The sequence below is a fragment of the Streptomyces sp. NPDC001796 genome, from assembly GCF_042892355.1.
Taxonomy (GTDB): Bacteria; Actinomycetota; Actinomycetes; order Streptomycetales; family Streptomycetaceae; genus Streptomyces.
On the sequence record NZ_JBIAUC010000009.1, the window covers coordinates 192,161 to 213,610 of the forward strand.

At 72.6% G+C, this 21,450-nt stretch carries 20 protein-coding genes and 1 pseudogene; 12 read left to right on the top strand and 9 right to left on the bottom strand.

What is annotated here, in order from left to right:
* Window positions 1–60: 60 nt before the first annotated feature.
* On the top strand, window positions 61–1,305 hold the full coding sequence (locus ACFYZE_RS20545; RefSeq protein WP_388995763.1) for an aminotransferase class I/II-fold pyridoxal phosphate-dependent enzyme: 1,245 nt from the start codon (window positions 61–63) through the stop codon (window positions 1,303–1,305).
* On the top strand, window positions 1,302–2,378 hold the full coding sequence (locus tag ACFYZE_RS20550) for an MBL fold metallo-hydrolase (protein ID WP_388995766.1): 1,077 nt from the start codon (window positions 1,302–1,304) through the stop codon (window positions 2,376–2,378). Before ACFYZE_RS20545 ends, ACFYZE_RS20550 begins: the two co-directional genes overlap by 4 nt.
* A 16-nt stretch (window positions 2,379–2,394) precedes the next feature.
* Here ACFYZE_RS20550 and ACFYZE_RS20555 read toward each other — a convergent pair whose 3' ends face one another.
* Both ACFYZE_RS20555 and ACFYZE_RS20560 read right to left on the bottom strand, forming a co-directional pair.
* On the bottom strand, window positions 2,395–3,018 hold the full coding sequence (locus ACFYZE_RS20555) for a DedA family protein (protein WP_388995769.1): 624 nt from the start codon (window positions 3,016–3,018) through the stop codon (window positions 2,395–2,397).
* Window positions 3,018–3,791 (bottom strand): MBL fold metallo-hydrolase, encoded by a 774-nt coding sequence (locus tag ACFYZE_RS20560; RefSeq protein WP_388995772.1) that lies wholly within the window; start codon window positions 3,789–3,791, stop codon window positions 3,018–3,020. The genes ACFYZE_RS20555 and ACFYZE_RS20560 overlap by 1 nt, the downstream gene beginning before the upstream one ends.
* A gap of 86 nt (window positions 3,792–3,877) precedes the next feature.
* Here ACFYZE_RS20560 and ACFYZE_RS20565 point away from each other — a divergent pair, with 86 nt between their 5' ends.
* The 5 genes from ACFYZE_RS20565 to ACFYZE_RS20585 all read left to right on the top strand — a co-directional run bounded on the left by ACFYZE_RS20565 (window position 3,878) and on the right by ACFYZE_RS20585 (window position 12,120).
* The gene (locus ACFYZE_RS20565) at window positions 3,878–4,330 is read left to right on the top strand and encodes a hypothetical protein (protein WP_388995775.1); all 453 of its coding nucleotides are present in this window, start codon (window positions 3,878–3,880) and stop codon (window positions 4,328–4,330) included.
* 78 nt (window positions 4,331–4,408) lie between these two features.
* Window positions 4,409–6,490: an alkaline phosphatase family protein gene (locus ACFYZE_RS20570; RefSeq protein WP_388995778.1), complete on the top strand. Its 2,082-nt coding sequence runs from the start codon at window positions 4,409–4,411 to the stop codon at window positions 6,488–6,490.
* A gap of 109 nt (window positions 6,491–6,599) precedes the next feature.
* Entirely contained in the window at window positions 6,600–7,025 is a 426-nt protein-coding gene (locus ACFYZE_RS20575) for an OsmC family protein (RefSeq protein WP_263232982.1), read from the top strand.
* 165 nt (window positions 7,026–7,190) lie between these two features.
* Window positions 7,191–9,053 carry a molecular chaperone DnaK gene (dnaK, locus tag ACFYZE_RS20580; RefSeq protein WP_388995781.1) on the top strand — a complete coding sequence of 621 codons (1,863 nt, stop codon included), beginning with the start codon at window positions 7,191–7,193 and terminating at the stop codon, window positions 9,051–9,053.
* A 349-nt stretch (window positions 9,054–9,402) separates the two neighbouring features.
* Complete coding sequence (locus ACFYZE_RS20585) at window positions 9,403–12,120, top strand: SpoIIE family protein phosphatase (protein ID WP_388995784.1); 2,718 nt, start codon at window positions 9,403–9,405, stop codon at window positions 12,118–12,120.
* Between the two features lie 28 nt (window positions 12,121–12,148).
* On the opposite strand, the gene ACFYZE_RS20590 is transcribed toward ACFYZE_RS20585, so the two are convergent.
* Together ACFYZE_RS20590 and ACFYZE_RS20595 are read right to left on the bottom strand one after the other, a co-directional pair.
* A complete protein-coding gene (locus ACFYZE_RS20590; RefSeq protein ID WP_388995787.1) occupies window positions 12,149–13,012 on the bottom strand; it encodes a helix-turn-helix domain-containing protein in 864 nt (287 codons plus the stop codon).
* A gap of 123 nt (window positions 13,013–13,135) precedes the next feature.
* A complete protein-coding gene (locus ACFYZE_RS20595) occupies window positions 13,136–13,978 on the bottom strand; it encodes a helix-turn-helix domain-containing protein (protein WP_388995790.1) in 843 nt (280 codons plus the stop codon).
* A gap of 28 nt (window positions 13,979–14,006) precedes the next feature.
* On the opposite strand from ACFYZE_RS20595, the gene ACFYZE_RS20600 reads away from it, so the two are divergent.
* The 3 genes from ACFYZE_RS20600 (at window position 14,007) to ACFYZE_RS20610 (ending at window position 16,250) form a co-directional block, all read left to right on the top strand.
* Complete coding sequence (locus ACFYZE_RS20600) at window positions 14,007–15,071, top strand: ADP-ribosylglycohydrolase family protein (RefSeq protein ID WP_388996072.1); 1,065 nt, start codon at window positions 14,007–14,009, stop codon at window positions 15,069–15,071.
* A 113-nt stretch (window positions 15,072–15,184) separates the two neighbouring features.
* Complete coding sequence (locus tag ACFYZE_RS20605) at window positions 15,185–15,490, top strand: 4a-hydroxytetrahydrobiopterin dehydratase (protein ID WP_200417958.1); 306 nt, start codon at window positions 15,185–15,187, stop codon at window positions 15,488–15,490.
* Window positions 15,491–15,503: 13 nt separating this feature from the next.
* Window positions 15,504–16,250 carry a class I SAM-dependent methyltransferase gene (locus tag ACFYZE_RS20610; protein ID WP_388995793.1) on the top strand — a complete coding sequence of 249 codons (747 nt, stop codon included), beginning with the start codon at window positions 15,504–15,506 and terminating at the stop codon, window positions 16,248–16,250.
* A 19-nt stretch (window positions 16,251–16,269) separates the two neighbouring features.
* Here ACFYZE_RS20610 and ACFYZE_RS20615 read toward each other — a convergent pair whose 3' ends face one another.
* Together ACFYZE_RS20615 and ACFYZE_RS20620 are read right to left on the bottom strand one after the other, a co-directional pair.
* Complete coding sequence (locus ACFYZE_RS20615) at window positions 16,270–16,770, bottom strand: hypothetical protein (protein WP_388995796.1); 501 nt, start codon at window positions 16,768–16,770, stop codon at window positions 16,270–16,272.
* Entirely contained in the window at window positions 16,770–17,246 is a 477-nt protein-coding gene (locus tag ACFYZE_RS20620; RefSeq protein WP_388995799.1) for a hypothetical protein, read from the bottom strand. Before ACFYZE_RS20620 ends, ACFYZE_RS20615 begins: the two co-directional genes overlap by 1 nt.
* 40 nt (window positions 17,247–17,286) lie before the next feature.
* Here ACFYZE_RS20620 and ACFYZE_RS20625 point away from each other — a divergent pair, with 40 nt between their 5' ends.
* The gene (locus ACFYZE_RS20625; RefSeq protein WP_388995801.1) at window positions 17,287–18,255 is read left to right on the top strand and encodes a helix-turn-helix transcriptional regulator; all 969 of its coding nucleotides are present in this window, start codon (window positions 17,287–17,289) and stop codon (window positions 18,253–18,255) included.
* Between the two features lie 97 nt (window positions 18,256–18,352).
* Here the strand turns inward: ACFYZE_RS20625 and ACFYZE_RS20630 are convergent, their stop codons facing one another.
* Window positions 18,353–18,784 (bottom strand): alpha/beta fold hydrolase, encoded by a 432-nt coding sequence (locus ACFYZE_RS20630; RefSeq protein WP_388995804.1) that lies wholly within the window; start codon window positions 18,782–18,784, stop codon window positions 18,353–18,355.
* On the opposite strand from ACFYZE_RS20630, the gene ACFYZE_RS20635 reads away from it, so the two are divergent.
* Window positions 18,764–18,922, top strand: coding sequence for a CGNR zinc finger domain-containing protein (locus tag ACFYZE_RS20635; protein WP_388995806.1), 159 nt, complete (start codon window positions 18,764–18,766; stop codon window positions 18,920–18,922). The two genes, ACFYZE_RS20630 and ACFYZE_RS20635, sit on opposite strands and share 21 nt — an antisense overlap.
* A gap of 74 nt (window positions 18,923–18,996) precedes the next feature.
* Here the strand turns inward: ACFYZE_RS20635 and ACFYZE_RS20640 are convergent, their stop codons facing one another.
* Window positions 18,997–19,452: a vanadium-dependent haloperoxidase gene (locus tag ACFYZE_RS20640; protein ID WP_388995809.1), complete on the bottom strand. Its 456-nt coding sequence runs from the start codon at window positions 19,450–19,452 to the stop codon at window positions 18,997–18,999.
* Window positions 19,453–19,511: 59 nt separating this feature from the next.
* Window positions 19,512–21,191 (bottom strand): annotated as a pseudogene (locus ACFYZE_RS20645) (glycoside hydrolase family 48 protein); the annotation flags it as partial.
* Window positions 21,192–21,450: the final 259 nt, after the last annotated feature.

Here is a 21,450-nt window from a genome sequence, read left to right on the forward strand (position 1 = left end):
GTGGAGCGAGCCGGAGCGCGGGGGCCCGGCGACGGCACCAGGGACTGCGCGGAGGCACGCATGCGGCGGACGGAACCGGAAGGGCACGGCCCCGTCCGCTACGGACCGCCCCTGCCCGAGCAGGGGCTGCCCCTCCTGCCGGGCCTGTCCGCGGCGCTCGCCGAGGCCGCCGACCACGACGACTCCGGCCCCTCCCGACTGCTCGCCCTCCTCGACGCCGCCTGCGGGTACTTCGCGCGGCGCGGACTGCCCGCCGAGCGCGACGACATCGCCGCCGCCCCCGGCGCCCCCGCCCTGTTCGTCGCCGTCACCGCCGCGCTCGGCGGCGACGTACTGGTCCCGCGGCCCTGCCCGGCCTGGTGGGCGCCCCAGGTCCGGGCGCTGGGACGGTCCGTGTTCCATGTGCCGACCCCCATGGAGTGCGGCGGCGTCCCCGATCCGTACGCCCTCCTGGAGACCGTCCGCAGAATCCGCGCCGAGGGCGGCGACCCCCGCCTCCTCGTGCTCGCCGTCGCCGACGACCCCACCGCCACCGTCGCCCCGCCCGAACTCGTGCACGAGACCGTCGAGGCCGCCGCCGGCGAGGGGCTGCACCTGGTCAGCGACGAGACCTGGCGCGACACCGTGCACCGGCCGCACGACACCGTGCTGCTCAGCCCCGCCGAGATGCTGCCGGACCGGGTCACCGTCGTCACCGACCTCGCCGGACCGTTCCTGCCGCCCGGCTGGCCCGCGGCCGTCGCCCGCTTCCCGGCCACCGACGACGGCGCCGGACTGCGCGCCCGCGCCCTGGACGTGCTCACCGCGCTCGGCGCCCGGATCGCCGACCCGGTCGCCGCCGCGGCCGTGTACGTGCTCGACGAGCCCGCCGACGTCACCCAGCGCCTCGCCGTCGGCACCGCGCTCCACGCGCGCGTGGCCGACGCCGTGCGCCGGGCCGTCGTCGCGGCGGGCGCCCTCGTCCTGCCCCCGCAGGCCGGCCGCCACCTCTACGCCGACCTGGAGCCGCTGCGCGCCGCGCTCGACGTGCGCGGCGTCGGTGACGCGCAGGAACTCGAGGACCTCCTCACAGCCCGGCTCGGCATGCCCGCGCCCGGCGGTCACCGCTTCGGGGACGACCTCGCTGCGCTCCGCGTCCGTCTGTCCACCGGCCCCCTCCTCGGCGCGACCGCCGCAGAACGGGCGCAGTGCCTCACCTCACCGGAACCGCTGGAACTGCCACACGTACAACGCGCGTTGACCCATGTGGGATCGGCCTTCGCCGATCTCCGCGACGACGCTCAGCGATGGGAGCCTCCTCGATGACGCAGCAGTCAGAGTCGACCACGAGCACCGTTGCGGCACACCAGGACACCGGTGCGCCCGCGTCCACGCCCCTGCTGAGTCAGGACCCCGCGCCGCTGGTGGCGCCGCCGCTCGCAGCGCCCCGCCCCCTCGGAGAGCGCCGTATCTGGCCGCGCTCCTTCATCGACCGGCTGACCACACCGCTGCCCGGCCTCAAGGCCATGGCCCGCTTCGCCCGCGAGGGCGCGGTCCGGCCCGCCCCCGAGGGCCTGAAGGACATTCCCCGGCTGCCGTACGAGCCGGGCCCGCTGCCGCGGGTCGACGCGCGCACGGTCGCCGTCTCCTGGGCGGGCCACGCCAGTTGGGTGGTGCGGATCGGCGGGCTGACGGTCCTCACCGACCCCGTCTGGTCCCGGCGCATCCTCGGCACACCCGCCCGGATCACGCCCGTCGGCATCGACTGGGACGCCCTGCCGCGCGTCGACGCGGTCGTCATCAGCCACAACCACTACGACCACCTCGACGCCCCGACGCTGCGCCGCCTTCCGCGCGACACCCCGGTGCTCGCACCGGCCGGGCTCGCCGCGTGGTTCCGCCGCCGGCGGTTCCGTTGCGTCACCGAGCTGGACTGGTGGGAGGCCGCCGAGGTCAAGGGCGTCCGGTTCGACTTCGTGCCCGCCCACCACTGGTCCAAGCGCACCCTGACCGACACGTGCCGTTCGCTGTGGGGCGGCTGGGTGCTGACGGCGCCCGACGGGCAGCGGGTCCACTTCGCGGGCGACACCGGATACGGGCACTGGTTCGAACGGATCGGTCAGCGCTATCCGGGGATCGACCTGACCCTCATGCCGATCGGTGCGTACGACCCGCGCTGGTGGCTCAGCGACGTCCACTGCGACCCGGAGGAGGCGGTCCGGGCGACGCTCGACCTGGGCGCACGGCGGATGGCGCCCATGCACTGGGCCACGTTCGTGCTGTCGGCGGAGCCGGTCCTGGAACCGCTGACCCGGGTGCGGGCGGCCTGGGAGAAGGCCGGGCTGGCCCGCGAGGACCTGTGGGACCTGCCGGTGGGGGCGTCACGGGTCCTTCAGTGAAGCCGGAGCCCGGAACTTACGAGGTGGCGGCCCTGCGCATCCGGCGCCACAGGCCGGGTGCCGCGCTGATCACGACCGTCAGCACGATCGCCGCCACCACACCCTCCCACGGCTTCGGGAAGAGCGAGCCGCCGAGTATGCCGATCAGCTGGTACGTCGCGGCCCATGCCAGGCAGGCCGGGGCGTCGCCACGGGCGAACTCCCGCAGCGGCATACGGGCCAGCAGGCACGCGAGCATCACCGGAATGCGGCCCGCCGGGACCAGCCGGGAGAGGGTGAGCACCGCGATCCCGTGCTCGTTCAGCTTCTCCTGGGCCTGGGCGAGCCGGTCCTCGGGGGCGCGGCCGCGGAGGTTCTCCAGCCAGCGTGAACCGTTCTTCGACCGCATGCCGCGCCGGCCGAGCCAGTACAGCGCGACGTCCCCGAGGAAGGCCGCGAGCGCCGCGACGACGAAGACCAGGGCGAGCGAGTAGGGCGCGGTCCGGTGGAAGGCCACGACCGCCGCGGAACTGACCAGCGCCCCTGTCGGCACCACCGGCACCAGCGCCCCGATCAGCACCAGCAGGAACAACGACGGATAGCCGACGGCCTGCTGGGTGGACTCCGTGGGCACGAGGGTGGTCGTGGCGGCGAGGTGCATCACCGGGCGACCTCCGGGCGGGCGCTCTCACCGTGGGACACCAGGTGCACCCTGACGTCCGGCGCGTACCGCGCGGCGAGGCGGGCGAACTCGGCGCCCGGCGCGTGGAATTCGTGGGGGCGCACGGCGTCCATCCCGATCGGCCAGTACGTGCCGTAGTGCACGGGCACCGCGCTGCGCGGCATCAACTTTGCGAGCGCCTGCGCCGCGCGCCCCGCGTCCAGGTGCCCCTCGCCGAGGTAGGGCCCCCAGCCGCCGACCGGCAGCAGCGCCACGTCGACCGGGCCCACCTCGTCGGCCATCGACTCGAACAGCCCGGTGTCACCGGCGAAGTACGTCCGCGCGTCCCCCTCGACGACGAACCCCAGCGCGGGGGAGCGGTGCGGCCCCACCGGCAGCCGGCGCCCGTCGTGCCGTGCGGGCACCACCCGTACGACCAGGTCACCGACCCGCACCCGGTCCCCGGGCGCCACCTCCGTGAGCCGCAGACGGCCCAGCCTGCGCAACCCCGGCACCTGGGCCGTGGCGCCGCTCGGCACCAGTACCCGGCTGCCCGGGGCCAGCCGGGCCAGCGACGGGACATGCAGATGGTCGGCGTGCAGATGCGACACCAGCGTCACGTCCGCGACCGCGGCCTCGGGCGGCGGCGGGGCACCGCGGCGCCGCCGCAGATGCGCGAGGCGGCGCGCGAACAGGGGATCGGTGAGCACCCGTACTCCGGAGTCCTCGACCGTGCAGGTGGCGTGACCCCACCACGTGACCTCCACCGGCACTCCATTGCCTCCTTCGCGCGACTCCCCCCGAGCCTACGGGCAGGGGTAGGGTCGGCGGGGAAACCCTGAGGTGAGGGGGGGACCCCATGGGAGAGGCGCACGGCACCGCCGGCGCACGCGACGCCCGCGTCCGGCCGGGCACGGTCCGGGTCACGGCGATCGCCAGCCTGACGCCGCTCGAGGAGCTGGACGCGGAACCCTTCCTCGTCGACTCCCGCAGCCAGCACGCGATGTGCGCGCGCTGGGCGGCGGAGCGCGGCTACGTGGTGACGCGGGAACTCCTCGTCCGCGGCCTGCGCCCCGACCACTGCGCGTTGTGGACGGATGTGGAGGCGGGGCTGGTCGACCTGTTCGTGGCCCCCAGCCGCCGCGTTCTGGAGCGGGCCCTGACCTCGGTGGACGAGTTCACCGCGGAGTGCGCCCGGCGAGGCGTCCGCGTCGAGACGGTCGGCCGCGCGGAACCGTCGTACGACGCCGGGATGAAAGCCCGGATCCACCGCCGCCTGTCGCTGCCGACGGCGGGTTACGACGGCCGCTGACCGGGGCCTCCCGGCGTTGTGACAAGGTGGGGGCGCATCCGAGAGGGCGGCAGGGCCATGACGTGAGGTGAGCTGGGCGTGGGGCACGGGCGTTGGCGGAAGCTGCTCAGCGGTGTGGGTCGCAGCATCGCCGTGTGGGCCGCCTCCACCGCCACCATGCTCGTCCTCGCCGGCGTCCTGCCCGACTTCCGGCTCGAGTCCCCCGGCGGCGACAGCGCGACCCGCATAGCGGTCACGGCCGCTGCCGGCGCCGGTGTCTTCGGTCTGCTGTCGTCCCTGGTGTGGCCCCTGCTGGTACGGCTTCTGCTGCTCGTCCCCGCCCTCGTCCTCGGCCTGCTCGTCTTCTTCCTCAACGGCTCCCTCCTGCTCGTCGCCCTCCGCGTCACCCCTTCCGGCGACGCCGAGGCCGCCCCCGAGACCGCCGTGGTGGTCGCCGCCGCGATGTCCGCCGTCGCCTCGGCCACCGGTGCCGCCATCGCCGTACGGGACGACGACGCGTACCGCAGAAGGCTGTACCGGCTCGCCGACCGCCGCCGCAGACGCGGCGACGGCCGCTCCGGCCGTGTCACCCCCGGCGCGGTCTTCGTCCAGCTCGACGGCGTCGGACACGACGTGCTGCGGGAGGCCGTGGCCAAGGGCCTGATGCCGACCGTCGCTTCCTGGCTCGCCCCGCGCGACGGCGGCCCCAGCCATCGGCTCACCGCCTGGCGCACCGACTGGTCCAGCCAGACCGGCGCCAGCCAGCTCGGCATCCTGCACGGCTCCAACCACGACGTTCCCGCGTTCCGCTGGTACGAGAAGGAGACCCGCGAGGTCGTCGTGTGCAACCGCCCGACGAGCGCCGCGGAACTCCAGCGCCGCGCCATCGAGCGGACCGGCGACGGCGGTCTGCTCACCGTCGACGGCGCGAGCCGCGGCAACCTGTTCAGCGGCGGCGCCGACCAACTCGCGCTGGTGCTGTCCGTCTCCGCCCGGCGGGGCAGGGAGAACCGCTCACGCGTCGGCTACTTCGCGTACTTCAGCGACCCGGCCAACGCCGTCCGCACCGCCATGTCGTTCGCCGCCGAGGTCGCCCGCGAGATCGGCCAGTCCACCCGGGCCAGGTTGAAGCGGCAGCGGCCGCGTGTGGGCCGCGGTGGCCTGTACCCCTTCGTGCGCGCCTTCGCCACCGTCGTCGAACGGGACGTGGTCGTCGCCGCGGTGATCGGCGACATGCTCGCCGGGCGCAGCGCGATCTACGCGGACCTGGTGGCCTACGACGAGGTGGCCCACCACTCGGGGCCGCACAGCCGCGACGCCGAGAAGGTCCTGCACCGGCTCGACCGCTCGCTCGCGCTGCTCGCGCAGGTCGCCGAGCACGCCCCGCGCCCGTACCGGATCGTCGTCCTGTCCGACCACGGGCAGAGCCCGGGCGAGACCTTCCGCACCCGGTACGGGCTCAGCCTCGCCAACCTGGTGCGGGCCGGCTGCGGGCTGCACGTGCCGCGCAAGGTGGAGCGTACTCACAGCGGGGCCGAGGCGCGTGCCGCCGTACGCGCCGCGCTGCGCCGGCCCGTCGAGGAGAAGGCCGAGCACCACAGGGTCGCCCGCCGCCACTCGGAGCCCATCGTGCTCGCCTCCGGGAACCTCGGGCTCGTCTCCTTCCCCGATGTGCCGCACCGGATGAGCAAGGAGGAGATCGACCGCCGGTACCCCGCGCTGCTGTCGACGCTCGCCAACCATCCCGGCGTCGGTTTCGTCCTCGTCCGCAGCGAGGAGCACGGCGGGGTGGTGCTGGGCGCGTTCGGCGCCGAGATCCCGGTGGACCGGCTCGCCGACGAGACCGGTCCGCTCACGGGCTTCGGACCGGGTGCCGCCCACGCCGTGCGCCGCACGCACTCCTTCCCGCACGCCGCCGACATCATGGTCAACTCCTGGTACGACCCGGCCGAGGGAGAGGTCCTGGCCTTCGAGGAGCAGATCGGTTCGCACGGCGGGCTCGGCGGCGCCCAGGGCCGGCCCTTCCTGCTGTGGCCGGTGGAGTTGTCCGCACCGGTCGAGGAGGGCGCCGAACTGGTCGGCGCCGAGCAGGTCCACGAGGTCTTCCGCCGCTGGCTGGGCGAGTGCGAGGGCCCCCAAGTGCCGCGTCCCGCCGCCGAGGAGGGCGAACGCGCCGCCTGACGGCGGGCTGGACGGCGACGCGGCGGGGAACTGGGCCCGCGGGGGCCGGGTGTGATCGGATGGGAGCGACGGAACCCCGGAAACGGGGACCCCATCGAAAGGAAGAACCGTGGCAACCACGCGCACCGCTCACACCGTCTGGGAAGGCAACCTGCTCGAGGGCAACGGCGTCGTCACCTTCGACTCATCCGGCATCGCCCAGCAGCCGGTCACGTGGGCCTCGCGCTCCCAGGACGCGAACGGCAAGACCAGCCCCGAGGAGCTGATCGCCGCCGCCCACTCCAGCTGCTTCTCCATGGCGCTGTCGCACGGCCTGGCCGGCGCCGGCACCCCGCCCACCAAGCTCGAGACGAAGGCCGACGTCACCTTCCAGCCGGGTGAGGGCATCACGGGCATCCACCTCACCGTCGAGGGCACCGTCCCCGGAATCGACAACGACGCGTTCGTCGCCGCCGCCGAGGACGCGAAGAAGAACTGCCCGGTCAGCCAGGCGCTGGCCGGTACGACGATCACGCTGGACGCCAAGCTCGCCTGACACCCCGCGTACCCGGAGGTGCCGCGCTTCCCGCCGAGGGGGGCGCGGCACTCTCGTTTCCGGGTACCCGGCATCGCATCGGGAGCCCCCGTCGCGCGCATTGACATGGGGCCACTCAAGATTTGTGATGGAGTGCGGGCAGCGCCCTGGCGGAAGGGGACGGCGATGACACGTGCGGTCGGGATCGATCTGGGGACGACGAACTCGGTGGTGGCCGTCCTGGAGGGTGGTGAGCCCACCGTCATCAGCAACGCCGAGGGCGCGCGGACCACACCGTCGGTCGTGGCCTTCGCCAAGAACGGCGACGTGCTCGTCGGCGAGGTCGCCAAGCGGCAGGCCGTGACGAACGTCGAGCGCACCGCGCGCTCGGTGAAGCGCCACATGGGCGACGCGCACTGGCGTTTCCCGGAGCACGGCTCCGTGGACGGCACCCGCTTCCGGGCGCAGGAGCTGTCCGCGCGCGTCCTGCAGAAATTGAAGCGGGACGCCGAGGCGTATCTGGGCGAGGACGTCACGGACGCCGTGATCACCGTGCCCGCGTACTTCGACGACGCCCAGCGGCAGGCCACCAAGGAGGCCGGGGAGATCGCGGGGCTGAAGGTCCTGCGGATCATCAACGAGCCGACGGCGGCGGCCCTCGCGTACGGGCTCGACCGCGGCGAGGAGCAGACCGTCCTCGTCTTCGACCTCGGTGGCGGCACCTTCGACGTCTCCCTGCTGGAGATCGGCGACGGAGTGATCGAGGTCAAGGCCACCAACGGTGACACCCACCTCGGCGGCGACGACTGGGACCAGCGGGTCGTCGACCATCTGGTGCAGCGGTTCAAGGGCCAGTACGGCATCGACCTCGGCGCCGACAAGATGGCGGTGCAGAGGCTGCGGGAGGCCGCGGAGAAGGCCAAGATCGAGCTGTCCAGCTCCACCGAGACGACCGTCAACCTGCCCTACATCACCGCCTCCGCCGAGGGTCCGCTGCACCTGGAGGAGAGGCTGACCCGCGCCCGGTTCCAGGAGCTCACGGCCGATCTGCTGGACCGCTGCCGGACACCCTTCCACCAGGCGGTCGGGGATGCCGGCGTGGAGCTCTCCGCGATCGACCACGTGATCCTGGTCGGCGGCTCCACCCGGATGCCCGCGGTCACCGACCTGGTGCGGGAACTCACCGGCAAGGACCCGCACAAGGGCGTCAACCCGGACGAGGTCGTGGCCGTCGGCGCGGCACTCCAGGCCGGTGTCCTGCGCGGAGACGTCAAGGACGTGCTGCTGCTCGACGTGACCCCGCTGTCCCTCGGCATCGAGACCAAGGGCGGCATCATGACCAAGCTGATCGAACGCAACACGACGATCCCCACGAAGCGTTCGGAGATCTTCTCCACCGCCGAGGACAACCAGCCGTCGGTCGGCATCCAGGTCTACCAGGGCGAGCGGGAGATCGCCGCGTACAACAAGAAGCTCGGCGTCTTCGACCTGACCGGGCTGCCGCCGGCGCCGCGCGGGGTGCCGCAGATCGAGGTGACCTTCGACATCGACGCCAACGGGATCATGCACGTCTCGGCCAAGGACCTGGCGACGGGCCGGGAACAGAGGATGACGGTGACCGGCGGCTCGGCGCTCCCCAAGGACGAGATCGACCGGATGATGCGGGACGCGGAGCAGTACGCCGAGGAGGACCGCAGGCGCCGGGAGGCGGCGGAGGCGCGCAACCAGGCGGAGCAGCTCGTCTACCAGACGGAGAACTTCCTGCGGGAGAACGGGGAGCGGGTGCCGGCGGACACGAAGGGCGAGGTGACGGCGGCGGTCGCCGAGCTGAAGGACCTGCTCAAGGAGGGCGCCGACACCGCGGCCCTGCGGGGCGGCGTGGACAGGCTCGCCACGGTCAGCCAGAAGATGGGCCAGGCGATGTACGCCCAGTCCCCGCAGACGTCCACGGAAGGCGCCCGGCAGCACACGTCACCGCAGGACGAGGAGGGCGTGGTGGATGCGGAGATCGTCGACGAGGACAGGGACACCAAGGGGGGCGCTGCCTGAGCCCGGCGCGCCCCGCGCCGGCGACCTGCCGCTCCGGCGGTCTCGCGTGCGCGCGCCGCACGGCCGGATCCGCGGCGAGGGTCTTCCGGCCGGACCGGTGTGGGGATTTCGGGGGGACCGGGGGCTGATCCCGCGAGGGCCCGACGGCCCTGAAGGTCGCCCGAGCGGCGCCGTTCGTGCAGGTGGGCGCGGTCACCCGGGCCCGTCGGGGCGCTCCGCGACCGGGCCGAGCGGCCCTTGGACGGCGGCGTAGGATCTGGCGTGAACCTGCCGCCTTGGCGGACCGGGGGGAACGCTGTGCTAGAAATGTCGCATGGCGAGCGGAAACGCTCGATTTCGGCGCCTATCGATGCGGTCCTTGATCGGCAGAAGTCCACGAAGCGTCGCCGGGCAGGTATTCGTCCTGCAGGTGGCGCTGGTCGTGCTGCTCGTGGTCTGCGCCGTGGTCGCCCTGGTGCTCCAGTCGCAGCGGGACACCGGCTCCGAGGCCAAGCGCCGCTCCATAGCCGTCGCGCAGACCTTCGCGCACTCTCCGGGCATCCTGCAGGCGCTGCGCACCCCCGATCCGACGAAGGTGCTCCAGCCCCTCACCGAGCAGGGGCGCAAGTCCGCCGGTGTCGACTTCATCGTGGTCATGAACACCAAGGGCATCCGCTACACCCACCCCCTGCCGAGCCGGATCGGCCACCGGTTCGTGGGCACCATCGGACCGTCGCTCGCCGGGAAGGTCTACACCGAGAGCGTCCACGGCCCGCTCGGCGAGGAAGTCCAGGCCACCGTTCCCGTCGACGATCCCCAGGGCAAGGTGGTGGCCCTCGTCTCCGCCGGTCTGAAGGTCAAGAACGTGACCAACGAGGTGGACCGGCAGCTCCCGATCATCTTCGGCGCCGGAGCCGGCGCGCTCGTGGTGTCCACCGGCGGCACGGCACTCGTCGGCAGGCGGCTGCGACGGCAGACCCACAGCCTGGCCCCCGACGAGATGACCCGCATGTACGAGCACCACGACGCGGTGCTGCACTCGGTGCGCGAGGGAGTCCTCATCATCGGGGACGACGGGCGGCTGCTGCTCGCCAACGACGAGGCCAGACGGCTGCTGGAGCTGCCGCTGGACGCCGAGGGGCAGCGCGTGTCGCAGCTGGCGGTCCTCGACCCCGCCACGGTGGCGCTGCTGGTCTCCGGGCGCGAGGCGACAGACGAGGTGCTCTTCGCCGGGGAACGGCTGCTGGCGGTCAACCAGCGGCCCACGGACCGTGACGGAGGCCCCAAGGGCACGGTGGTGACCCTGCGCGACTCCACCGAGCTGCAGGCGGTGTCCGGCAGGGCGGAGGTCGCACGGGAGCGGCTGAAGCTGCTCTACGACGCCGGACTGGGCGTCGGCACCACACTCGACGTGGTCCGCACCGCCGACGAGCTGGCCCAGGTCGCCGTCCCCCGCTTCGCCGACTTCGTCACCGTGGACCTCGCCGACGCCGTGCTGCACGGCGAGGAGCCCGGCCCCACGGCCACGGACATGCGGCGCACCGCCGTGCGCGGCGTCCGGGACGACCACCCGCTCTACGAGAGGGGCCGGCTGCTCGACTTCGTGCCCTCCACGCCGCAGGCACGCGGCTACGGCACCGGCCGCGCCGAGCTGGTGACCGACCTGGCGACCGCCGCGGGCTGGCACGCGCAGGACCCGGAGCGCACCAAGGAGGTCGTGGACTACGGCATCCACTCGCTCATCGCCGCCCCGATCCAGGCCCGCGGTGTCGTGCTCGGCATGGCCAACTTCTGGCGCTCCACCCAGCAGAAGCCCTTCGACGAGGAGGACCTGTCACTGGCGGAGGAGCTGGTGGCCCGCGCCGCGGTCAGCATCGACAACGCCCGCCGCTACACCCGCGAGCACACCCTGGCGGTCACCCTCCAGCGCAGCCTGCTGCCGCGGGCCCTGCCCGAGCAGAGCGCCCTCGATGTCGGCTACCGGTACGTGCCCGCCCAGTCCGGCGTGAGCGGAGACTGGTTCGACGTGATCCCGCTGCCGGGGAGCCGGGTGGCGCTGGCCGTGGGCGACGTGGTCGGCCACGGACTGCACGCCGCCGCGACCATGGGACGGCTGCGGACCGCGGTGCACAACTTCTCCTCCCTCGACCTGCCGCCCGACGAGCTGCTCAGCCATCTCGACGACCTCGTCGGCCGCATCGACCAGGACGAGGCGGGCAGCGACACGGCCGCGGGCATCGTGGGCGCCACCTGCCTCTACGCCGTCTACGACCCCGTCACGCGCCGCGTCGCCATGGCACGCGCCGGACACCTGGCACCCGCGCTGGTCCACCCCGACGGTGGCGTCACCTTCCCCGACCTGCCGGCCGGACCGCCGCTCGGCCTCGGCGGCATGCCCTTCCAGACGGCCGAGCTCGACCTCCCCGAGGGCAGCCAGATCGTGCTCTACACCGACGGCCTCATCGAGGACCGCACCCGCGACCTGGACGTGGGCATGGAGATGCTGGGCGCCGTGCTCGCCGGCCACCCCGACCGCTCGCCCGAGGAGAGCTGCCAGGCCGTGCTGGACCAGATGCTGCCCGGACGGCCCAAGGACGACGTCGCCCTGCTCATCGCCCGCACCCGGGCGCTGCCGGCCGACCGGGTCGCCGACTGGGACGTGCCGCCCGACCCGTCCGCCGTCGCCGGGATGCGCGTCGCCCTGTCCCGCAAGCTCGACGAGTGGGGCCTCGCCGAACTCGGCTTCGGCATGGAACTCGTCCTGAGCGAACTCGTCACCAACGCCATCCGCTACGGCTCCCCGCCGATCCATGTGCGGCTGATCCACGACGACAGGACGCTGGTCTGCGAGGTGTCCGACGGCAGCAGCACCTCACCGCACCTGCGGTACGCGGCGACGACCGACGAGGGAGGCCGGGGCCTGTTCCTGGTGTCCCGGATGACCGAGCGCTGGGGCACCCGGTACACGCCCCAGGGCAAGGTCATCTGGGCCGAACAGGCGCTCCCCGGAGCCGACGGGACCCCCGCGCGGACGGCGCCCGATCCGGACGCGGACCTGCTGGACATGTGGGCGGACGAACTACCGTGACCGGGCCGTCGGGCGGGGTTCGGGCGCCTCAGAACCTGTCGCGGTACTCCCGCAGGATCTCCCGCGTGCGCGTCACGGAGGCCGCCTTCGCCGACATGTGGTCCAGGACCTCCAGGTGCAGGGCGACCTCGGTGCGCGAGTCGAGGTAGAGGGCGCCGGTCAGGTACTCGCTGTAGACCATGTCGGGCAGCTCCGGCTCGGCGAAGCGGAACAGCACGAACGGCGTGTACGTCCCCGGGTGCGGGCCCGAGGCGTACTCCGCCACCTGCAGCGTGATCGCGGGGTTCTCCGAGGCCTCCAGGAGGCGGTCGAGCTGGTCACGCATCACCTTCGAGCGGATGCTGACCGGGCGCCGCAGCACCGTCTCGTCCATGATCACCCACAGATGGGGCGGGTTCTCCCCGGTGAGCAGCCTCTGCCTGGCCAGCCGCAGCGCCACATGCCGTTCGATGTCCTCGGGGCGCCCCTGCCCGATCGTCCCGGTCTCCAGCACGGCACGTGCGTACTCCTCGGTCTGCAGCAGCCCGGGCACGAAGTGCGGCTCGTAGGACCGGATGAGGCGGGCGGCGCCCTCCAGGCTGACGTGCAGGCTGAACCAGTCCGGCAGCACGTCGTGGTACCGCTGCCACCAGCCGGGCTGGTTGGCCTCCTCGGCGAGCCGCACGAAGGAGGCGATCTCCTCCTCGGGCACGCCGTACGTCGTCAGCAGCACCTGCACGTACGGGATCTTCAGCGCGACCTCGGCGGCCTCCATGCGCCGCACGGTCGCCGGGGCGACGCGCAGCACCTTCGCCGCCTCCTCGCGCTTAAGTCCGGCGGCCTCCCGCAACTCCTGGAGCCGCCGACCGAGCACCACCTGCCCGACGGTCGGCGCAGCCCGCCGCTCACTCACGCCACGCCTCCCCACGCGCCGAAGTACGCGAGCAGTGTGACATGTTCCCGGGTGAGTCTCACGGGGTCGGAGAACACTCGGTGTGCGGACGGCCGCGTACCGCCGGTCACCGCCGGCGACCCATCACGTTCCGCGGGACTGGAGGTACTTCACCGTCGCCGGGTCCGCGGGCAGGAACGTCTCGATGGCCAGTTCCGCGACCGTCACGTCCATCGGGGTGTTGAAGGTCGAGATGGACGACACGAAGGACAGCACCCGGCCCTCGTGTTCGATGCGCATCGGCAGCGCGAAGTACGGGACCTGTTCGCTCTCCTCGCCCGGTCCGGACGCGGACTCGCTCCGGGCCCGGACCGGGTACGCCGCCACCTCCTCGTACAGCGCACGCAGAGCCGGCGAGCGCTGCAGCGCGATCTGCCGCTCCATCTGCGCGAGCAGGTGGCCGCGCCACTCGGCCAGGTTGCGGATGCGTGGCGCCAGACCCTCCGGATGCAGCGTCAGGCGCATCGCGTTCAGGGGCGGGGTGAGCAGGCGGTCCGGGACGCCCTCCAGGAACATCGCGATGCCCCGGTTCGCCGCGACCACCTCGTACGTCGCGTCCACCACCAGCGCCGGGTAGGGCTCGTAGCCCTGCAACAGCCGCTCCACGCCCGCCCGCAGCGCCTCCATCGACGGGTCGTCCAGCGGCGTCTCCGGATAGTGCGGTGCGTAACCCGCCGCCAGCAGCAGCGCGTTGCGTTCCCGCACCGGCACCTCCAGATGTTCGGCGAGCCGCAGCACCATCTCCTCGCTGGGCCGTGACCGGCCCGTCTCGATGAAGCTGATGTGCCGCGCCGACGAGCCCGCCCGCAGCGCCAGTTCCAGCTGACTGACCCGCCGCCGTTCCCGCCACCCACGCAGCAGCGGGCCGATCCCCTGCTCCGAGGGGGCGGGGGAGGGGGCGGCGGATGAGGACGCGACAATGGTCATACGGATGACCGTAGTCGAGGAGTGGTGCATGGACGACCGGCTGAACCCGTCCTGGGAGGCGACCGCGATCTACCGCGCCAGGGTGCGCGGATCGCTCCTCGGCGGCGCGATCGGCGACGCCCTCGGTTACCCGATCGAGTTCGCCTCCCTGGACCGTATCCGCTCCACCCACGGCGCCGAGGGCGTCACGGGTCTCGTTCCCGACGGGCAGGGCACCGTGGGCCGCGTCACCGACGACACGCAGATGACCCTGTTCACGGTGGAGGGCCTGGGGCAGGCGCACGCGCGCGAGCGCCACAAGGGCATCGGCGGCGGCTGGTCCCGGCTGGTACGGGACGCGTACGGCCGCTGGCTCGACACCCAGCACCTGCCCGCCCCGCCCGCCGGCGCCGCCGGACTCGCCGCGCAGGGGTGGCTGTACGCGCGCCGCGCCCCCGGCAACGCCTGCCTCTCCGGCCTCGCCCAGGACTTCGTACCCGACCCCGGCGCCGCACTGGGCCGCCCCGGCCCGGTCAACTCCGACTCCAAGGGCTGCGGCGCGGTCATGCGCTCCGCGCCCTTCGGGCTCGCCCGGGTGCCCGGCGACACGGCGTTCCTGATGGCCGCGCTGTGCGCCCAGACCACCCACGGCCACCCCACCGGTTACTACTCCGCGGGCGCTTTCGCCGCGATCGTCGCGTACCTGGTGGAGGGCGACTCCCTGGAAGGCGCCGTACTGCGCGCCCTGCGCCTGCTCGCCCGTCACCCCGGCCACGAGGAGACCACGGCCGCGCTGCGGCGCGCCCTCGACCTGGCCGCCGAGGGCGCGCCGACCGCGGAGAAGGTGGAGACGCTCGGCGGGGGCTGGATCGGCGAGGAGGCCCTGGCCATCGCCGTGTACTGCGCCCTGGCCGAGCCCGACGTCCGGCAGGCGCTGCTGCTGTCCGTCAACCACTCCGGCGACAGCGACTCCACCGGCGCCATCTGCGGCAACCTCCTCGGCGCCCACCACGGCGACCACGGGCTGCCGCACGAGTGGCTGGAGCGCGTCGAGGGACGGGCCGAGACGACAGTCCTGGCGGACGACTTCGCCGCGGAGTGCGTACGGCGCTGAGAGCCCGTGGCACACAGGGCCTGAGGGCCACGGCCGCGCGTACGGGGCCGCACGGAGGGGATGTGACAGGGTGGGGCCGTCCCCGCGTCACGCCGTACGGAAGGAGCCAGGTCATGCCCGTCGAACCGCTGTCGCAGAAGGAGATCGAGGACCGGCTGGCGGAGCTGCCCGGCTGGTCCCTCGAGGGCGACCGGATCGCCCGCTCCTACCGGCTCGGCACGCACTTCGCGGCGACCGCGATGGTCGTGCACATCGCCCAGGTGCAGGAGGAACTGGACCACCACTCCGACCTCACCCTCGGCTACAACACCGTCTCCCTCACGGTGAACACGCACAGCGCGGGCGGCGCGGTCACCGACCTCGACTTCGAACTGGCCCGCAGGGTCGAGGAACTGGCGCCCGGCCACGGGGCGCACTGAGCGGACGGCACGCGTGCTCGACTACGACGAGGAGGCCGCGGAGTACGACGCCCTGCGCGGCGGGGAACCCCGGGCCGCCGCGGCGGCCGACGCCGTGCTCACACTGATGCCCGAGGGTACCGGCCGGCTGCTCGACGTGGCCTGCGGCACGGGCATCGTCACGCGGCGGCTCGCGGCCGCGCGGCCCGGGCTGCGGGTCGTGGGCGCGGACCTGGCGTACGGGATGGCGTGCCGGGCCGCCGCCCGGCTCCCCGGGGCCGTAGTCCTCGCCGACAGCCGCCGACTGCCGTTCGCGGACGGGGCGTTCGACGCGGTCACCAGCGTGTGGCTGCTGCATCTCCTGGACGGCCCCGATGCGGTACGGGCCGTGCTGGCCGAGTGCGCCCGGGTACTGCGGCCGGGCGGTGTCTACATCACCACCGTCGACAAGGCCGCCTCCCACAATGTGGGCAGCGACATCGACGCCGTGCTCGCCCTCCGCCCGCGCAGGCCTGCGGACGACGCCGCAGAGGCGGTCGCGGCGCACGCCGACGCCTGCGGCCTGGTCCCGGCCGGCGGGGCGCGCTTCACCGGGACCGGCCAGGGCCGCAGCCCCCGCCGCACCCTGGCGGACCTGCGCCGCGGCTGGTTCGTCACCCTGGCCCCCGGCGACCCGCTCACCGAGCGGATCGCCGGCGAACTCGCGGCACTCCCGGACCAGGACCGGCCGCGCCCCGACCCGGTGTTCACCCTGCGGGCGTTCCGCAAGGTGGGGCTCTGACGAGGGGGACCTGGTGGCCTCAGACGGGCCTGCTGAGCTCCATGACCCAGTTGGTCACCCAGGTCTCCCCGCCGTCCACCGAGAACGCCTGCTCCCAGCGGGCGGCGGTGGGTGAGATCCCGGACCACACGAACCGGACCCGCACGTCCCTGCCGACGGGGGTCCCCCCTGTTCGAGCGGAGTCGAGAACTTGGGGGACGGTGTCGTCGCCGTGGAACTCGCCCCGGTCGCCGTCGAACTGCCCGATCACGGGCGGGAACAGCTTTCCACTGGTGCTGGAGGACCAGTTCAGCGACCACTGCTCGGTCTCCCGGTCGAACAGCCTCAGGGTGAGCCCCTTCGACCCCAGGTGCGGCATGTCGATCTCGTCGATGTTCGCCGCCCCGTCGAACAGCGGCCGGCAACGGCTCGTCGCCGTGAACTCCTCCCAGTGGCTGCCGGGGTCGAGGAAGTCGGTCCGGCGGCGGTTGAGGATCTGCCACTCGCCGTGGAGGAAGTCGAAGTCGTGCGGGCTGCTCATCAGCGGTCTCCTGTGGTGCCCTCGGGCAGGGAATCGGTCAGGTAGGCGTCGAGATCGGGGACGTCGGGTGCGAGCAGATGCCGTACCCAGGCGTCCCGTTCGTGCAGAACCGGCGGCAGTTCCCAGACACAGCCGATCCACGGCCGCTCGGTCAGGACGAAGTGAGCGGCGTCCCGGTCCGGGCAGCCGACCACAGGCTGGCCGGCCGCCGCGCCACGGAAGTGCAGGACGTTGTCCCACACCCAGCTGTACGCGTTCAGATAGGCGCCGTCGTCATCACCCCGGTGCAGCACGACGAACGTCGCGGGCGGCGTGGCGTCCGGCTCGGGCAGCAGTTGGGGCAGTATCGCGTACGCCGCCTTCTCGACGTCGGGCGCGATGCCGGCCGGGTCGGCGGTGACGTGGTAGCGCTTGACCCACCGGCCCGCCACCTCGATCGGCGGCGGCACGGTGAGGAGTTTCTCCCTGAAAGCCATGCCAGGGACGCTAGGGCCGGTTCCCTGACATCCTGTGTCAGTGAAGTCCAGTCGGCTCGTCTCCATCCTGCTGCTGCTCCAGACGCGCGGTCGGATGACCGCCGCCCGGCTGGCCGCAGAGCTGGAGGTCTCGGTGCGCACCGTCTACCGGGACGTCGAGGCGCTGCACGCCGCGGGCGTTCCGCTCTACGGCGACGCCGGGCACGCGGGCGGCTACCGACTGCTCGACGGCTACCGCACCCGGCTCACCGGACTGACGGCGGGCGAGACCGAGGCGCTGTTCCTGTCCGGCGCGCCGGGACCGGCCGCGGCGCTCGGACTGGGCTCCGTCCTCGCCGCCGCCCAGCTCAAGGTCCGCGCCGCGCTGCCGCCCGAACTTCGCGTGCACGCCGACCGGATCAGCGGCCGCTTCCATCTGGACGCCCCCGGCTGGTACGCGGACGCCGACGAGGCCCCGTTCCTGAATGCCGTCGCGGACGCCGTCTGGAACAGCCGCGTGCTGCACGTCCTGTACCGGCGCTGGCGGGAACCCACCGATGTGGAGCGCCGTCTGGAGCCGTACGGACTCGTGCTGAAGGCGGGGCGCTGGTACGTCGTCGCCGGGCCGGGACCGCGCACCTTCCGCGTCGACCAGATTCTCGAACTCAGCTCGAGCGACGAGGACTTCACCGTCCCCGAGGACTTCGACCTGGCCACCTACTGGGCGGCGTACCAGCGGGGCTTCCACGACCGGCTGTACCGCGGCGAGGCGGTCGTCCGGCTGGCCCCGGGTGCGCGGCTCACCGGACCGGCGGGGAAGGCGGCCGAAGCCAACGGCCGTGAGATGGACGACGGCTGGACTCTGGCCACCGTACCGATCGAGTCCGTCGAGCACGCGCACGGGGAGTTCCTGGGTCTGGGCGCCGACATCGAGGTGCTGGAACCCGAGGATTTGCGTCGGCGGATCGCCCGGACGGTGTCCGAGCTGGCCGAAAGATACGGCGGCCCCGGCGCGGGCGACGGCGACTGAGGCACGGCGACCCCCGGAGCCTCCAGGGGCTCGGCTCGGTCCGCAAGGCATGAGATGTCACCGGCCGCCAACGGCCCCGTGGGTCACCCTGATCCGATCACTTCCAGACGCGGTCGAGGAAGTCGGCGCTGAGTGGGGCGATCTCCGGCAGATGGGTCTCGAGGGCGAAGTGGCCGGTGTCGAAGAGGTGGAGTTCGGCGTCGGGCAGGTCGCGGAGGTAGGCGCGGGCCCCGGACTCGGGGAAGAAGGGGTCGTTGCTTCCCCAGGTGATGAGGGTGGGCGGGGTGTGCCGGCGCAGCCACGCGTGCCAGTGGTCGTAGCACTCGACGTTGGAGTGGTAGTACGAGATCCGACTGGAGCGAGCATGTCTAATGCCGTGGTCGCCGCCCGCCGACGCGACGGCGCACCGGGCCTGCGGCTGGCCGCAAGCCTCGCGGAGGCCGCCGCCGAACTGCTGGCGGATCCGGCGGTCGCCCGGGTCCGGGAGTGCGAGGCCGACGGCTGCGTGATGCTCTTCCTGCCCGCCCATCCGCGCCGCCGCTGGTGCTCCGCCGCCCGATGCGGCAACCGGGTGCGCGTCGCCCGCCACTACCAGCGGCGCAAGGCCGGACAGCGCGAATGGTCCGCCCCTTGCACGGTGCCTGCACTGCGACTGAAAGGTGCCTGATGCACAGGGATGACGTGCAGACGGGAGGGCGGATGCGAACGGGGCGCGCGCCGGCCAGGCGCGCGCCCCTCGGATCAGCGGTGCGGGCGCAGAGGTCGGAAGTAGTGGGTCACCGCCCAGCCGCCGATCCGCTTGCCGGTCTGGGCCCCGGCCACGTCCGCCGAACGGAAGTGGATTCCGGCCCACACACGCGCGTCGATCATGTCCTGGTTGAGCTGGTCGGCGTATGCGTAGTGCCGGGTGGTGCCGGTGATCTCCGACGGGATGTTCAGGTCCAGCCGTGTGGTGCCGAGGATTCCGCTGAGGGTCTGCGTCACCGCGCCGGTGACCGTGGTGTGGCCGCTGAGGTAGTCCGGGTGCGGTGGCGTGACGAGAAGCGGCTGCCACTGCGGGTCGGCCTGGGTCCCGGGGTTGCCGTCGGTGTCGGCCAGCTGCACGGCGGTGATGGGCCGCCAGCGTCCGTACCGGAGCTTGGCGTCCCAGGCGGTGATGACGGCGTCGGCCGCCGCCGTGTTCACCGCGGCGAACATGCGTGCCGTCTCGGCGATGCCCAGGTGGTGCCGGTCGGTGTAGTCCTCGAGCGCCGCAACTTCCACTGCCTGGCGTACGACGAGTCGCCGGTGAACAGGTCCAGGTAGCCGTTCCTGCCGCCGTACTTGAAGGAGTCGCAGGTCGGCTGTGGCACCGTCTCCCACACCGACTCCTGCGGTCCGCGCTGGAAGGTGTTGATGTACGACGGTCCGGTGGCCGTCGGGCCCGCCTCGCACTTGCCGGGCTCGTTGCCGTACCCGTACACGTTGTCCACGTCCTGCAGCCAGTGCATGCCGTAGACGTCGTCCGTGCCGTACGCGCTCTTCAGCTCGCCGGCGATCGGGTCCGAGCCGACCGGGACGGACGAGTCGAGCTTGGCCGGGTACTCGTTCGGGGTGTCCAGCTCGGGCGCGTAGGTCGCGGGCTTCGAGGCGTTGTAGAAGGAGTTGGCCGGCTGGTCGGCGTGGGTCGGGATCATGTACTTCTCCATGAGACCCCAGGCGCCGTTGAACTTCGACCAGTCGCCCGTCACCTTCCCGTACATGGCCTGCAGCCACAGCAGGTAGCTGTACGCCTCCGACGTCGTCTCATGGCCCTGGTCCGGCGCCTCGACGATCAGTGTCTCCACCGAGTGGTAGGGGATCCCCTCGGGGGAGAAGTAGCCGTTCGCCGGGTTGGTGATCTTGCCGTAGAGGTCCAGGAATCGGGCGTCGTACGCCTTCGTGGCAGCCAGCTCCGTGACGGTCACCGTGGCCTTGGCGTAGCCGGTCGCGGAGGCCGTGAAGGTGGCCGAGCCGGTACCGGAGGCGTCCGCCGTGATGGTCACCGTCTGGGCCGTGTTCCAGTTGGACGGCGTGAAGGTGAGCGAGGATCCGCCGGTGACGGTCAGGCCCGAGTTGCCGGACGTGCGGGCGACCGACACCGTCACGTTCGCGCTCGGCTGCTTCGACAACGTGACACCGAATGTGCCCGTCTTGCCCTGCTGGACGCCGAGTTGGGTCGGCGAGGCCACCACGGCGGGACCCGAGGCGACCGTGATGCCGACCGGCGTGGACTCCGCCGACGCCCCCAGGCTGTCGTACGCCTTCGCCACCAGGGAATGACTGCCCACGGTCAAGCTGGAGACCGAGAGCGAGTAAGGCGCGCTCGTGTCGGTACCCAGGAGCGTCGTGTCGTCGTAGAACTCGACCTTGCTGATCGTCGTGTTGTCGGCGGCGGCCGCGGTGGCCGCGAGCGGGACCGCGTCACCCTGGGTGTAGACCGCGCCGGCGGCCGGGCTGGTCAGCACGGTGACCGGCGGCTGGTGCGCGCCCGTGCACATCGTGCCGTTGACTGCGAAGTTCGTGGGCGCGGCGTTCGTGCCGCTGTACGTGAACTGGGCTCCCGTGTTCACGGCGGCCCCGGCGGCGATCGTGCCGTTCCAGGACGCGTTCCTCACCGTGATCGACTTGCCGGACTGGGACCAGGTGCCGCTCCAGCCGCTCGTCAGCGTCTGATTGCCCGAGTAGTCGTACGTCAGCGTCCAGCCGTCGATGGCGTCGGCGCCGCGGTTGGTGATCGTGAGGTCGGTGGTGAAGCCGGAGCCCCAGTCGTCGGTCTTGTAGTCGACGCTGCACTGAACCGCCGCCGCATGGGCGGGACTCGTGCCGTTCGCCAGCATCGTCAGGGGGAGTGCGAGGGCCGCCACGACAGCGGTCCAGAGTCGGCGCGCGGCGCGGCGTCTCCGTCTGGGTGCCATGTGCTGGTTCCTCCTTGCGGCTCGGAGCAGAGGTGGGGGGAGGAGCAACAAGCCTTGAACCAGTGGGAGCGCTCCCATATTGGGGAGGGGGGCAAGAGGGGTCAAGGTGCTTGAAGAGTCGAAAAGATTCGACACGGTGCACTGAAGGAAAGTCAGCTACTCCTCTGTTCTTCGCCGTCACTTGGCGCTACCTTCACCGGCACCAGTGGGAGCGACTCCATCAGTCGACGCGTCCGTCGCGGGCGCGCCCGAGCTGCAA